Source organism: Nostoc sp., from assembly GCF_036917635.1.
GTDB lineage: Bacteria > Cyanobacteriota > Cyanobacteriia > Cyanobacteriales > Nostocaceae > Nostoc.
This window is the reverse complement of record NZ_JBALCW010000043.1, coordinates 72,787-87,512: the sequence shown is the minus strand read 5'-3', so window position 1 is coordinate 87,512 and position 14,726 is coordinate 72,787. Positions and strand designations below refer to the sequence as shown.

The following is a 14,726-nucleotide window of genomic DNA, read 5'->3' as shown; positions in this document are numbered from 1 at the left end:
ATAATCACTGTGGTTTAATTTAACTTAACAAGTAGACTATGTTTATAGATTAACTGTTGCCGAGGGAGATGTAGTAGTAGCAAAACAAATGCTTTGCAGCTGAAGTTATGTCCAAACCAAACCCGAATCTGAAATCTGGCGATTTTTTGAGCCTAGTAGTCTTACTGCTAGGGGCATTTATCGTTCTACTACCTCTGTTTGTGGTCTTTCTCACCTCCTTTGCACCGACGGCCACCAGCCTGGAAAATTTGTCTAAAAATAGCTGGTCTTTAGCTAATTACCGCGTTGCATGGCAACAGGGAAAATTTTTACTGGCGTTTGCTAATTCTACCTTGGTAGCGATCGCTGTGACGGCGTTTCAGATTGTCACTTCTGCTTTGGCTGGTTACGCCTTAGCACGGCTGAAGTTTCGCGGGCGCCAAGCACTGCTATTGGTAGTTTTAGCAACTTTAGTAATTCCCTTTCAGTTATTGGTGATTCCCATCTTTTTAGTTTTGAAGTGGGGACACCTGATAAATACATACTGGGCGCTGATTTTACCCACTGCTGTCAACGGATTTGGAATTTTCTTGTTACGTCAGTATTTCCAGACAATTCCGGTGGAGTTAGAGGAAGCCGCAGCCATAGATGGGGCTAACCGACTGCAAATTTTGTGGCGGGTGATGTTACCTTTAGCCCGTCCGGCGTTGGTGACGCTGTTTTTGTTCACCTTCATCGGTGAATGGAATGATTTGTTTAAACCTTTGGTGTTTACGACACGACCAGAATTAAGAACGGTACAACTGGCGTTAGCTGAGTTTCAAGAGCAATTTACGAATAATTGGCCGTTGATGATGGCGGCAGTGACAATAGCGACTGTTCCAGTCATGGTATTATTTCTCATTGGTCAGCGTCAGTTTATTCAAGGTATAGCTACGACGGGAATTAAGAATTAGTATCGCTAATGTGGGAATAACTTTTATACAAGCGATCGCCAATATAGCAAATGCGATCGCCGATACTTTATTAAATTACGAATTACGAATTAGTAATTACGAATTATGAACTCCCCCCTCCTTAACTAGTCTCCTGAATTTGCAGACGGATAGTGTGTTCAGTCGCACCACTAAGTTGCAATTCCATGATTTCACCACCCAGAGGTTCCAAGCAAGTGAGGAGCGATCGCAAGTTGGGTGTACTTGCACCTGTATCTACATATAATCGATCTGCTAAATTACCGATTCGTTTCCAAGTCATGTACAATTTAGCGATCGTTTGTTCAATTTGCGATGCTTGATTTACCAAATCAGCAGCAATGCTCAAACAGCCGACTCTTTGCGCTTCTTCTAAGGCTGTTTCAATATCAACATCTTCCTTCGTCAGCGCCTGAACTTGAGCCGCCCCTTTGAGATATTTGGCTAAGTTACGCGCTTCGGTAGTTACCTGTTTGAGGGTATCGACATCAGGGTTAGCAGCAATTTCTTTCTGGATAAACTTTTGGTGCGATTCTGGTAGTTTTTCCATTTCCTTCACCAGTGGGGCAATGTAGCGTGGAGGAAGGGTGTTATCTGCTGCTTTTTCTTTGACTGCTTCGGGTAATAAATCTGAGGACATGGCTGTCCATTCATCGCTGAGTTGACGGACTTCGCGCCTGGTGATGCGATCGCCTTTTTGGGCGGCTTCACTCACCATCTGTTGCACTTCTGGGACTGCTTTGGCGGTTTCAACAAAAGCCCGTTTGCTGAAGTTGTTTACAGTTGCGGGATCAAGTTTACCGTCTTCGATCAGAGTATCGGCACTATTGGCCAGTTGAATCCATGAGTATGCTTGACTTTTGCTGATTTCCCGTTCTTTTAGCCATCGCAGAAAGCCAGTACCGCGTCCGTCACCACCGACTTTCTCTCTGTCGCGGATAGCCCGTAAAATTCGCCCCCGCCAGATTTCAGTTTGCAAATCAAAGCGATCGCATACCTGCCAAGCTACTTCTAGCTGCTGTTGAAAATCTGACTCTAGAATCTGTTCATCTTCTGGATCGGGCAGTTCAAAGCTGATATCTGCTGGCTGTAGTAAAGCAGCAGCAAGGTCGTTGATGGAGTCGGTGTCTTGCACGATTGATGACTAACTAGTGGATGCGATCGGCTTATTATGCCACAATCTGTGGACTCTCACTTAAGGGGGAGTACGGTATTTTGAGTTACAACAAATAGACATCTCCGACAATGAATGTAGAGACGCGAAATTTCGCGTCTCTACAAGGGTTTCATGTTACGCATATTTAATTTCGGGAGATGTCTAATATAGTAGGAAGGCGTAAACCACCTTTGTAAAGTCTTTAATTTATCAGAGACAATAAAAATAAAACGATGAATCAGGTAGACTACCTCCGCATAAGTTTAATCGATCGCTGCAATTTTCGTTGTCAGTACTGTATGCCAGAGGGAGTAGAACTGGATTATATTCTCAAGCAACAGCTATTGACTGATGAGGAACTACTGACCTTAATTAAAGAGGTATTTATTCCAGTCGGCTTTAAACGGTTTAGGTTGACTGGGGGTGAACCCTTATTGCGTCCGCGCCTGGTAGATTTAGTAAGCGCGATCGCAACTCTTCCCCAAACTCAAGACCTCTCTATGACCACTAACGGTTTTTTGCTGGCTCCGATGGCACAAAACCTCTACAATGCTGGTTTGCGACGAATTAATATTAGTCTAGACTCTCTTGATCCCGACATTTTTGATCAAATTATCGGTAATCAGGGGCGTTCTCGTTGGCAACAAGTTTGGCAGGGGATTCAAGCTGCCCATCAAGTTGGATTCGACCCTCTGAAGCTGAATGTGGTGGTGATTCCTGGCGTTAATGACCACGAAGTTCTCGATTTAGCCGCCCTGACAATTGACAAACAGTGGCACGTTCGATTTATTGAATTTATGCCCATTGGTAATGTGCATTTGTTTGGCGATCGCGGTTGGGTATCTTCAGCCGATTTACGCCAACAAATCCGCGATTGCTGGGGCTTGACAGAATCACAAGTTTGTGGTGCAGGTCCTGCTGATGTCTTTCAAATTCCTGGTGCGAAGGGGACACTGGGATTTATTAGTCAAATGTCGGAATGTTTTTGCGATCGTTGTAACCGGATGCGCCTTAGTGCTGATGGCTGGCTGCGTCCCTGTTTATTAAATGAAACCGGTCAAATAGATTTAAAAACTGCTTTGCGTTCTGGCACTAGCACTACTCAATTACAAGAGCAAGTCAGGCATTTACTGGCTATCAAACCAGAAATTAACTATAAAGGGCGCGATTCTGGCATTTCAGGTACATATACCCGCACCATGTCGCAAATTGGTGGATGAAAATAGTTAGAAGTTAGAAGTGAGGAGTTAGGAATTATCGTTTTTCAACTCATAACTCATAACTCCTAACTCCTAACTGTTTAAGCTTGTCGTGAGTAGTATTCCACCACAAGTAGTTCATTAACTTGTAGTGCCACCCATTCTCGCTCAATAACGCTGTTGACTCTACCAACCAACTTATTTTTGTCAAACTCCAAATGACTGGGGAGGTTTGCCAAACCGGGATATTGTAAGTTAGCTTCCACTAACTTCCGTGATTGTGCGCGATCCCTGACTGCAATTACTTCGCCAGGACGGCATTGATAGCTAGCAATATTAACCACACGACCGTTAACAGTTACGTGACCGTGATTTACCAATTGACGAGCTCCTGGGATAGTCGGGGCTATACCCAAGCGGAAAACGGTATTATCCAAGCGCATTTCTAGTAATTGCAGCAGCACTTGTCCGGTAGAACCAGTAACACGTCTGGCTTTCCGCACATAGCGCAGCAATTGCTTTTCAGTCAAACCGTAGTTGAAGCGGAGCTTTTGCTTTTCTTCTAAACGGATAGCATACTCAGAGCGCTTCTTGCGGTTCTGACCATGCATACCAGGTGGGTAAGCGCGTCTGGCGCTTTTACGAGTTAATCCTGGTAAGTCGCCCAAGCGGCGGACAATTCTGAGGCGTGGCCCTCTATATCGGGACATGAGTTTCCTTAATCTAATCCTGTTTAAACTTTACCCAAACATTCCATTTTGACATTCCCCCGATTAATAATCAGAGGATTCTTGGTTCTTTGATGCTGCTTGCTTTGGTATGACGTATCATACCAATGTAGAGGCATCAACTTTTTCGCCAGTTGCTTTAAGTCGGTATCGACACACTAGCTGCCAAGCCTGAATTCCGGCCTGTCACGCCGTACTCCTGCCAATAAGTTTTTTGTGTTTATTTAGTTTTGTAGGCTACTCAATCATCAGATTGGTTTACGCAGTATTCTTACTCTGAAATACTTTTTACGTTGCCTACTTATCTTTCAAACAGTTATATTAACACAATTTCCGGCATAATTAATTATGTCTATACCTTGCTACTGCCGAAATTCTTTAATTACAGAGGATTTTTAAGATATTTGAGTTAGCATAACTTTGGGTGTTTGGAGAATGGCAACGTTAATGAGCAACAAAGCGGTTAATAGAGGTAAGAACAAACAAGCCAGTTCCACCTCCAGGATTTTAACAGTATCAGTTTTGGCTATAACTGGATGCTTGGCAACGATCTTACCCAATACAGCGATCGCTGCTTCCTACAACAATGATTATAGTGTTTGTGCGGGTCGCCTTTTAAAAGTGGGTGTAACGGCAGGAGCGGCTTCACTTGGTTGTGCAGCAGCACTGCGTCCAAGGGATTTGGCTGCTTGCGTGGTTAAAATTGAGAAGGGAACCCAAATTGCCGCGACAGATGCGCTTTCTTCTTGTGGGAAGGCCCGGCGTCCTGAGGAGTTAGCTACCTGTGTAGTTGGCGTCAGCTTAAGTACCAAGGAAGCAGCTAATCCGGCAGTTCTAGATTACTGTGGACGCAGTTTGTTACCCGTGCGCTTTGGGCAGTGTGTGGTTGGCTTGCGTAGTCAAATCGACTTTCCCGCTACACAGGCGTTAGATACTTGTATCAGTGCTGATGATAGTGTTATCGGTGCTTCATCTTCGTCTACACCGTCAACTATAATACCTGCCGGTTCAAGTCCAAGTTTAGAGACTACCCCATTTCCAACGCAACCAAGTGTTCCAACGCAACGGATTGTTCCAACGCAACCAAGTGTTCCAACACAACCGGTTATTCCAACGCAACCGATTTTTCCAAGGTAACCCGGTAGGGCGAATTAATTACAATCCTTTGTAATTGACTGAAAATACAGGTTAATTAGTAGGGTGGGTATTATAACATCCACCCTACTGATTTCTCAATTTTAAATTGATGGATAAGCTGTTCCACATTTAAATTGCAGAAGCAAAAATATCTATATAAAACCATAATTGCCCTCTGCTTGCAAATTATCAGAGAGATCGGTCTAAAACCCTGTCATAAAGGACGGCTTTTTCCGAGATTTTGCTACAATAAGGTAAGTCGCCATAAAGCATTGGGAGACTTATTTTCGGACGTTGAGAGACTGTAAGACTACTTAGTAGCGAGTTTCGATGAAGCGTCAAGGAATTCCTCACTCCTTTAAGAAGAGAAGGTATGTCAAGCAAAGTAAACACTTACAAGACAAAAGTCACAAGGGATTTGGTTACTTTTGTACTAAAATTAATAGTACAGTGTTACACTGTAAATATACCAAGGATCTCGCTACTTTTAAGCAACCGGCAAAATCAGTCAAAAGCTTATAAATTAAGCTTTTTGAATTTGGCGTAGCGTTACTAGTATAGTGGACGCCCAAATAAACCACCATCTTAAGCTAAAAATCTTTTAATTTGCATCCTCAAAAAAATGAATCTCTTGTGGGGTGGGCTGAAAAGCCCGGCCTAGTTGTGCAAATTAAATGCGCGACAGCTTATTACAGCCAGAAAGCCCAAAATTAAAGCATAGGTGACTTTTGAGAGCCAGTTGCTACCCTGGCTTAAGGCTAAGAGGAAACAAGTCGGCACTGCAAGGGCGTACTGGCTCAAGATTGACTTTTGATTTCCGCGGTATTGTACTAGTCTTCCCTTTGTCCAAAAACTGTTTGTAAAATTACTGGAATACCTCCATCTTGGTGATATTTATCTGCCCAGGCACGGATAACTTCATCCAATTCTTCCATAGCCTGCTCCATTTTTTCTGGGAGGATATCAAGTTCTTCTAGCAAGCGCATGGCATTTCGCCGCCGTTCTGCCCAATTTTTCATCATGCGGAAATACCGAGCGGTATCTTCTACCATGATGTAAGTGCGTTCTTGATCGTCTGCTGGGGCATAAAAAGGACGGGTAAGAGCATAGAAGGGCATTCCCCAAGGAGAATCAATGCGTGTTACCGTTCCTGAATAGAGTAGACGGCGCTTGATATGCTCACCCAAGGCTTCACTCAAAGGCATTTGGTGTTCGGGTGGCAAGTCTTCTTGCGATCGCCTGTGCAAAAACTCAATCAAATCCAGAAACTCAAAGGAGCTAACTAACTGGGCATCAGGTAGATTACTTGGCAGTTTTTGCTCAATTTGTCTTTTTTCTTCACTTGTCAGACTGGTACCAGGAACGCGCGATCGCCCCGGTTGCCAAGGATACTTTTCTAGCCAGACATAAGGCAATTGAATTAAATAGCGCGGTTCTTGAGAACCCAGCATCTTTAATAGTTTGCCTTCTGTTAGAGCCTGTCTGACTTCTTCTACAATAATTTTTACCCGTTTCGGCTCTAGGTGGTGCAAATGCCCTGTCATCCGCAGGTTTTGCCCCTGCTCTAGATAGGTCATGTAAATTGCACACTTTGCTGCTGTTGCGGCTGCGTCTAAAAATGCCCCATGCCTGTGCCCACTCGTCCGCATGGCACTAAAAGCCAGATAAAGCATGATCTGATCCATCGCACTGGGGTCAAGACGTTTGATCAGATCTATGTCGTTACTCATATTACAGACAATTGAATAGCACGTTTACACAATTTTTAATGGATTGAAAATAGGTAGTATACACCTGGCTGAAGGCGATGTTTTTACTTCAGACTATATTAGTATGCGATAACTATGAAATCCGTGGTAGTCCAAACTACCATTTTCACATATTTTCTGGTATTCAGGCAGATTTAGTTATGGTTGCTATAACTGTCTGGAGTATCTAACCGGAAAATTAGAGATATCACCAAGTCGAGCTTGACGACGGTTTAAATCCCAAAAGTCAACTGTGTTGCAAGTAATCTACAAAGCTTTTAAGTTCTCTGGGGTTTTTCTCATCTTGCAAGAGCAACAACGTGAAGCTGTTTACACCTTAATTATGGCACTATGCCGACTCGGAGTAAAAACTAGCTGTCGTGGTTCATCGCTTGATATCTGTTACTCGAAAAAGATGGTTTTTATTCAGCTTTGGCGAATTATTTTTACCACACAAATGACTAGAAATAATTGGGACTGGTCTAAAAATAAATCGCTGACCAGGTGTAGAAACATTCAGAGGTTGAGCCACACGGCTCGTTGCAAACTATCATCTTGTTCATAACCTCATGTGATGTCTCACCCGTCTAAGCCGTTGGCTTGAGGGAAGATAGTAGACATCAAGTAGAATTAATTCCAATTTCCAAAATACCTGTTTTTTTTTCACATATCGTTCCTTATCATATCATTTTTTTTTGGTTTTGTCATAAATTTATGTGTCTTAAAATTTAAAAATAATGCCTATTTAAATATTTTTTATTTTTGTTAAATCAAGGCTTTATAATATTTTATTTTTCCTCCTAAATTCAATTCATAATTATCTTTTTATGTTGATAATTTTACACAGAAAACCTCGATTGAGTCTGAATTAATCGCATAGCTATTAGGCTTTGCTTATCATGCTAATAGCCTAATGATTAGTTATTAGCCAAATATATAATAAAACATAGTGGATTTTATTTCATGATTATTTAGATATTTTTTTCATGAAATAATAACTTTTCATGATTTAACTAATTCATTGGCTACTTTCAAGTATATTTTTCCCTCCCTGCTTTATATATTTGACGGATGTTGAATTATGTAAATAAAAAGAAGAGAATCCGCAGCTAGCGACGATATAAGCTTCTTTTTATAGGCGTCTGGGCGATCGCAGACCAAATTGACTAGTACATACCGACAGAAATAAAGATACCATCTCACCAAACACAATAAGGAAGTGGCTCTGAATAATTAAAGGTTTGTAGCAAGCGGCTCTAGCCCTATTTTAAGGTCTGAAGGTTTACTAAAACTCAATTTAATTAATTTTACATTACGTAACATAGTTTAATTTATTCTTGCCCACTTAGTGAGTGTACCATGCTTAAAAACCGGGTTACTCTAAATACTTGTGCTAGTTATTGATCTCTTAGTTCCAAAACGTGCTGCAATGGTCTTAACTCCTTGCTAATCTCGTGCTAGAGCAAGTACTCGTGCTTAATTGCTTGAGTCAGTACTACTCATACTGCTTATATATACGTGTTTTCTCTACCTGTATCAGGCTAAATCCCTAAAAATATATTACTAGTCAAGTTATTCTGATTACTGCTGACTTATGTATTAAGTGTTATCTCCACCTATACAGCAGTCGTAAATTATTGGTAAAAACAGAGATCCCCGGCAACTTTTACGAAGCGGGGGAGCAAGTTTTGTCAAAGATGATTTAGATAAGTTGCAACTAGGCGTATTCGCGTCAGGATTGGTGTCCAGAGTGATGGAAGCTAATTTACCTCCCACCACACCTAAACTGATTGAACTCGTCATTTAATTGGTGGGGCTAGAGGGTTTAACCTGATTTCGCATTGTTTCAAAGCTGAAAGCAGCCGCGCCAAAGGTTACTAACAACACTCCCAGAATTTGCACAATATCCAAATTTTCTTGAATGATTAATCCAGCGAAAATCACGGTTAAAACTGGGATGGTACCACCGATGAGCGCCGATCGCGAGCCACCTAGTTTACTAATACCAACATTATTTAGCAAATAACCTGCAAGAGTCAAGACACCCAAAATAAATGCGCTTAAAACCAGTTCCAGCATCTTAGAGGGATCAACCACCAAATTCCAACTGCTTGGTAAAGGTAGCATCAAGCAGATAAAGCTCAACAGCAACATGGTGGCGAAGTTAATTAAAGTAAAAGTCACGGGATGCAGTTTGCTAGCACAAACCCGCGTCAGAATTATGTAGGCTGCAAAAGCGACGCCCGAAAGAATGGCGGCGCTGCTTCCCATTGAAATATTACCTATACCTGGGCTGGGAGAACCTCCCAAAACCAACAATTCACCACAGCAAATTGCGGCGATCGCACTGATGCGAAATGTCGTAGGGCGATCGCGGAACAGAAACCACGACAATAGACCACTAACCATCGGATAGATAAAGAACAGTGCGATCGCCATTCCAGTTGTGACTTGAGCGATCGCAATGTATATGAGAACCTGAGACAAAAACAAAAAGCAGCCACTCACAACTGACAACAGCAAAATCTGCTTGGTAGCTGCATTAGCAGGTGTGGGATTTCCTCTAACCGAAGCGGCCAAGTTTTCTAAGTCTTGCCATAAGCTTGGGTGTAGTATCGGAGATAACAATACCAACAGTGGTACTACTACCATAAACCGTAGGGTCAAAATTAAGAAAGTATTGCCCAAAGTCGGCGGCAGTAAGCGTTCTACCTCTAATACTCCAAAAATCTGGGAACCTTCGTGGAAAATTATCTTGATAGCTACGTTGTAAAGCGACGATAGCACTGCGGATAAGACAATCAACAATAAACCGATTTGGAGCGACGATACACCAGAGGAATTGCGCGATCGCGGTTGTGGAGGTTTTGTTTCTGGCTGCGGCTCTACCGCAGTAGAAGGCGCGGATTTAGCTTTGCTCTGCACCACATTCCTGCGGAGGAGAGAAATGGATTCAGCAGCGTTTCTCCTCCGTGAAGGTTGTATTCCTTCCGGCTGTGGTACAGATACAGTCGGAGGTTCTGATGTCGTTTCCTTTTCCGATAAGTCCTTATTGAGGACAGAAATTGGTTGAGCAGGATTCGGCTCTGATTTAGTTTCCGTTTGGGACAAGTCTTGGCTGGGAGCAGAAATTGGGTTGGCGCCGTTTTCTTTAACAACAGTCGGCTCTGATGTCGTTTCCCTTTGGGACAAGTCTTTGTTGGGGACAGAAATTGGGTTGACGCCGTTTTCTCTAACAACAGTCGGCTCTGATGTCGTTTCCCTTTGGGACAAGTCTTTGTTGGGGACAGAAATTGGGTTGGCGCCGTTTTCTCTAACAACAGTCGGCTCTGATGTCGTTTCCTTTTGGGACGAGTCTTTAGTGGTGATAGAAATTATGTTAGCGACGTTTTCTCTAAGAACCGGCTGCTGTGATGTTGTTTCCCTTTGGGACAAGTCTTTGCTAGGGACAGAAATTGGGTTAGCGCCGTTTTCTTTAACAACAGTCGGCTCTGATGTCGTGTCCTTGGGTGAAAATTTATTAGCGATCGGGGAAATTGGCTCAGGGGAATTTCTTACTGCTTCGCCAACCTGTGGCGGGGATGTCTCAAAAGAACTGTTTTTTTCTGGCTCGGTAAATTGTAAAACAGTAGGTGTACCTGCTGTTGCTGTTTTGCGTGAAGCAACTTCAATAGTTTTTTCTAGTTCTCCATGCAGGCGATTAACAAACTCCGCCAAAATCGTTTCCCCTTGCTGCTGCTGGCTGTACATCCGTGACAACTGTTGGGAAAGATTACTTTGATAGTTCTTCAGTTCCTGTTGCAGCGAGTTAAAGGTAACAGTAACGGTATCATCCAAGCTGTCAAACATGTGTTCGACTTTTTCATTGATTTCACCCACTACATTGCTACTTACTTCAGCCGACTTAAGCGCAGCTTGATCGTAAGACTTGCCCTCTACGGTTTGGTTAGCTAAAGTTGTCAGAGAGGATTGCAGTTGTGAAGATATATGCTTTGCCAGAACTTCTGCCAGTTGCCGAATTAACACTTGCTGCTCAGTAATTTGGCGCACTTGTTGTAAATGCTCTTTTTCTTGTAGCAAGCTTTGAATGTCATCAGATAACCGATTTTTTTCTGACTGAAGCCGCTTTACGTCTTCCTGCAATCCTCTGAGGACACTCTGCTGAAGATTTTCTAAGTCTTCAACTACAGCCCAAAGAGCATTTTCTGCTGCTCTGGATAGCTCGCCTCTGACTCTCGGGTTTTCTGGTTGCTTCTCGAATCGCCCCATTAGCTTCTAACCTCTAACACCTTGACGATAAAGCTGCTTCTGGTACACTTTATTGGCGCTCATACTAATTCTTGTATTTTGTCAGATAAATTAAAAATTTTAACAGCACTTCCGCATTTCAACGTAATTCTGTCATACTGAACACAAGTTGGCAAAGCATCAAATTTTCCCTACTGCTTGATACACAGTGTTTTCTTGAGCATTGACAAGTATTTTGTGATTCGATTTTAGATTTTGAATTGCCCGTATGGCTGTAAGCCGCTTGAACTCCAACCTTTTTGTTTTGGTCAGTTTAATTTAGATCAACTATTTGCTAATGAGATTTTTACTTTTAAATAAATCTCGCTGCAAATAAATATTTGTTGTTTTGCTACCAATAGTAATTCTCAAAGACTTGCAGATGGGTGCGTTATTGCCACAAAATTGTCTGACTTGCGAAATTAACTGTAAATTCGTGTGGAATGTAACTTGTGTGACAGTTTATATCTCTAAATTGAGATTAAATTATCTTTTTGTGGAAATTCAAAGTTACGCTATCCCCTGCACAACATTCTAATGAATGAGCAGCAGTTCTGCAAAAATACGCTTTTTTGGGGAGCATCCCAATTTTGGCTTAAATATTTTCTCTCACCCCCAGCCCCTCTCCTCTCCCAAATGAGGGGAGACATAATTCTAGTTTCCCGAATCCCAAATGATGGGATTCAAGGTTAGGGGATGAGGGCTATCAAGGTTTTTGCACCTGACGGGATGCTCCCCTTTTTTGGCGTTGTTGCAGTCGAGGTTCTGCTTTGAGTAGATGCAGTAGAGCAAAAAGTTAGGAAAATATTAAGTAAGTGGGTCAAATTAAATATAAAACCTCACCCTCAATCCCTCTCCTTATTAAGCTGTTCCACATTTAACTTGCATAGTTATGGCGGGCAAGATGCCCACCCCACAAGACTTTGATTTAATTTGATTATGCAATTTAAATGTTTTTCAGCTTATTGTCGGGGGAAGCCGGAAGCAGGGTGAGGTTTGCTGTTATATTTAATTACGACTATCTACTGAATAATTCTTAGAGAAATAAAATCCGGGCGATGCTAAAGATGGCAGCGCTAAGGACAGCACTCACGGGGATTGTAATTAGCCATGCGGCGGCAATGCCTTTTAGTGTTTGAAACTTAATCGAATTGATATTTTGCACTAGTCCAATACCAACTACACCGCCGACGAGAGCGTGAGAGGTGGAGACTGGTAAACCTAATCGGGAGGCGATGAGGATGGTGGTAGCAGTAGCAAGTTCGGCACAAAATCCACTACTAGGTTGCAAGGCAATAATGTTTTCGCCAATAGTGGCGATGACTTTTTTACCCCAGACAGCTAAACCACCAACAATACCAGCACCACCAAGGATTAAAATCCAAATGGGGATCGTGATACCATCTGTAGGTACGCTGCCAGTGCGATTGATGTAGACGATCGCAGCTAAAGGAGCGATCGCATTTCCCACATCATTAGAACCATGAGCAAAGGCGACAAAGCAAGCACTTAGTAGTTGGAAGCGGGCGAATAATCTTTCTACGGGATTTTGGATTTTAGATTTTGGATTTTGGATTGATGGTAATTCCTGAGTCTGGGGTGGAAATTTTTCCTCGACTTCTCCCAAATCTCCCAATTGTCGCCAACTAATTATTGTAAGTCCAACTGCTGCTACTGCACCGGTTAACAGTGGGATGTCGTAAGCCGGGATGTTGAAACCAAGCTCAATTACAAAATTGGTTAGCGGTTGAGTCAGCGATGGTAATACAATTACGCCGAATATACCTAGCAGTAAAGTACTCAACCAGGGAATCCACTCTTGTAACTGCACTACTTGATTGGGTTGATCTAAAATCCAGTGCTTGATTTGACTGTAGAATAAAGCAGCGATCGCACCACTAATTAACGGCGTTAAAACCCAGCCAATGCTAATCAAGCCAATTGATGACCAATCAATTGCACCTACTCCCAAAGCTACCCAACTAAATCCAGCGATCGCACCAACAACCGCATGAGAAGATGAGACTGGTAAACCGCGTGATGTGGCAATTTGCAACCACACACCACAAGAAATTAGCACCGTTACCATCCCAACAACAAATATTTGGGGTGTAGCTGTGAATAAGGCGGGATTGGCAATTTTCGTTGCGAGAGTTTCCGTTACCTCATGTCCAAACAATACAGCACCCGTAAACTCTAATATCCCAGCAATTATTATCGCTTGTTTGAGGGTGACAGCTTTGGAACCTACAGAAGTTCCCATCGCGTTAGCAACATCGTTTGCTCCGAGATTCCAGGCGACGTAGAAGGCTAGTAGGGCGACTGCAACTAGGGTAATAAGCATTTTTTGGGGGAGCAGGGGGAGCAGGGGGAGCAGGGGGAGCAGGGGGAGCAGGGGGAGCAGGGGGAGAAAAATTGCTTCCTCGTCTCCCTCATCTCCCTTTTATGGATAAATTAAGATTTTATAAGTATCCGGTGTGGGTGCGATCGCAACTTCTACAGCTGCTGATAAATCTTTTAATGGATAGCGATCGCTAATCAACGCTTGCACGTCAATTCGCTGATTAAATACAATATCGGCTGATAGACTCTGAAGCCGATAAGATGAGCTATAACTCCCTATCAAGTCAATTTCTCGACGGTAGAGGATATTGGGATTAATGGGAATTTCCACCTCATCCGGGAATTCCGCGAAAAATAATATTTTGCCACCTTTGCGGGTACTATCAAGTGCTTGAAAAAAGGCTTTCTCGCTAGGAACAGCCAGCAGGGTAATATCAACACCCAGTCCACCAGTTAGCGCAGAAATTTTGGCGGGTAAATCGGGATCGCGAGCATCAAAAGCCGCCTCTGCACCGACACTCAAGGCTTTTTCAATTCTAGAGGGTAGTAAATCGGTAGCGATCGCTTTTGCTCCAAAATACTTTACCAACATGATAAACATTAACCCAATTGGCCCAGCACCAGTAACTAATACAGTTTGTCCTGGGCCAATTTGGGCTTTTTTCACAGCTTTCAAGCAGCAGTTAGTTGGTTCTACAAAACTCGCTTCTTCAAAACTGATATTATCCGGGATGGGAATTAGCCCGCCATTTTGGACAATATGTCCGGGAACTTTGACATAATCGGCAAAACCGCCGCCACTGGCGTTAAAGCCTGCGGTTGTGGAAATGTTTTTGTAAACATCGCACATGGAAAAATTATCATTTAGGCAGTAAGCGCAACGCATACAGGGGATGTGGTGCATCACTGCTACTCGTTGTCCAACTTGCCAACCTTTTACATCATTGCCTAATGCTGCGATCGTGCCAGCAGTTTCATGTCCAAAAATGCGCGGCGGTTCATATAGTGGATAACGAATTTTCTTAATATCTGACTGACACAACCCCACAACCCGCACCTGTACCAGCACTTCATCTGGTTCCAGGGTTGGAACTGGGATATCTTCGTAAGACAGTTGATTAACGCCTCTAAATACCTGTGCTTTCACGTTGGTTTTTCCCGCTCAACGATACTAG

The 14,726-nt window shown here is 42.9% G+C and carries 9 protein-coding genes; 3 read left to right on the top strand and 6 right to left on the bottom strand.

All coding sequences use genetic code 11. The features are described from left to right. Positions 1 to 107 precede the first annotated feature (107 nt). Complete coding sequence (locus V7K32_RS12280; protein WP_334993503.1) at positions 108 to 935, top strand: carbohydrate ABC transporter permease; 828 nt, start codon at positions 108 to 110, stop codon at positions 933 to 935. A gap of 121 nt (positions 936 to 1,056) precedes the next feature. On the opposite strand, the gene V7K32_RS12275 is transcribed toward V7K32_RS12280, so the two are convergent. Beyond that, entirely contained in the window at positions 1,057 to 2,088 is a 1,032-nt protein-coding gene (locus tag V7K32_RS12275) for a hypothetical protein (RefSeq protein ID WP_334993501.1), read from the bottom strand. Positions 2,089 to 2,342: 254 nt separating this feature from the next. Between V7K32_RS12275 and moaA the strand changes: the two genes are divergently transcribed. Then, complete coding sequence (gene moaA, locus V7K32_RS12270; RefSeq protein ID WP_334993499.1) at positions 2,343 to 3,329, top strand: GTP 3',8-cyclase MoaA; 987 nt, start codon at positions 2,343 to 2,345, stop codon at positions 3,327 to 3,329. A gap of 80 nt (positions 3,330 to 3,409) precedes the next feature. On the opposite strand, the gene rpsD is transcribed toward moaA, so the two are convergent. Then, positions 3,410 to 4,018, bottom strand: coding sequence for a 30S ribosomal protein S4 (gene rpsD / locus V7K32_RS12265; RefSeq protein ID WP_334858756.1), 609 nt, complete (start codon positions 4,016 to 4,018; stop codon positions 3,410 to 3,412). Positions 4,019 to 4,471: 453 nt separating this feature from the next. On the opposite strand from rpsD, the gene V7K32_RS12260 reads away from it, so the two are divergent. After that, positions 4,472 to 5,173: a hypothetical protein gene (locus V7K32_RS12260; protein ID WP_334993497.1), complete on the top strand. Its 702-nt coding sequence runs from the start codon at positions 4,472 to 4,474 to the stop codon at positions 5,171 to 5,173. Positions 5,174 to 6,003: 830 nt separating this feature from the next. Here the strand turns inward: V7K32_RS12260 and hetR are convergent. The 4 genes from hetR to V7K32_RS12240 all read right to left on the bottom strand — a co-directional run bounded on the left by hetR (position 6,004) and on the right by V7K32_RS12240 (position 14,698). After that, complete coding sequence (gene hetR, locus V7K32_RS12255) at positions 6,004 to 6,903, bottom strand: heterocyst differentiation master regulator HetR (protein WP_334993495.1); 900 nt, start codon at positions 6,901 to 6,903, stop codon at positions 6,004 to 6,006. Positions 6,904 to 8,724: 1,821 nt separating this feature from the next. Continuing rightward, positions 8,725 to 11,190 carry an EamA family transporter gene (locus V7K32_RS12250; RefSeq protein WP_334993493.1) on the bottom strand — a complete coding sequence of 822 codons (2,466 nt, stop codon included), beginning with the start codon at positions 11,188 to 11,190 and terminating at the stop codon, positions 8,725 to 8,727. Between the two features lie 1,054 nt (positions 11,191 to 12,244). Further along, complete coding sequence (locus V7K32_RS12245) at positions 12,245 to 13,552, bottom strand: inorganic phosphate transporter (RefSeq protein ID WP_334993491.1); 1,308 nt, start codon at positions 13,550 to 13,552, stop codon at positions 12,245 to 12,247. 99 nt (positions 13,553 to 13,651) lie between these two features. Beyond that, positions 13,652 to 14,698, bottom strand: a complete 1,047-nt coding sequence (locus V7K32_RS12240) for a zinc-dependent dehydrogenase (protein WP_334993489.1) — start codon at positions 14,696 to 14,698, stop codon at positions 13,652 to 13,654. Positions 14,699 to 14,726: the final 28 nt, after the last annotated feature.

Bases quoted from the DNA above. Each gene is read 5' to 3' on its own strand.
- V7K32_RS12280 (WP_334993503.1), top strand. From the start codon at position 108: ATGTCCAAACCAAACCCGAATCTGAAATCTGGCGATTTTTTGAGCCTA.
- moaA (WP_334993499.1), top strand. From the start codon at position 2,343: ATGAATCAGGTAGACTACCTCCGCATAAGTTTAATCGATCGCTGCAAT.
- rpsD (WP_334858756.1), bottom strand. From the start codon at position 4,018: ATGTCCCGATATAGAGGGCCACGCCTCAGAATTGTCCGCCGCTTGGGC.
- V7K32_RS12260 (WP_334993497.1), top strand. From the start codon at position 4,472: ATGGCAACGTTAATGAGCAACAAAGCGGTTAATAGAGGTAAGAACAAA.
- hetR (WP_334993495.1), bottom strand. From the start codon at position 6,903: ATGAGTAACGACATAGATCTGATCAAACGTCTTGACCCCAGTGCGATG.
- V7K32_RS12250 (WP_334993493.1), bottom strand. From the start codon at position 11,190: ATGGGGCGATTCGAGAAGCAACCAGAAAACCCGAGAGTCAGAGGCGAG.
- V7K32_RS12245 (WP_334993491.1), bottom strand. From the start codon at position 13,552: ATGCTTATTACCCTAGTTGCAGTCGCCCTACTAGCCTTCTACGTCGCC.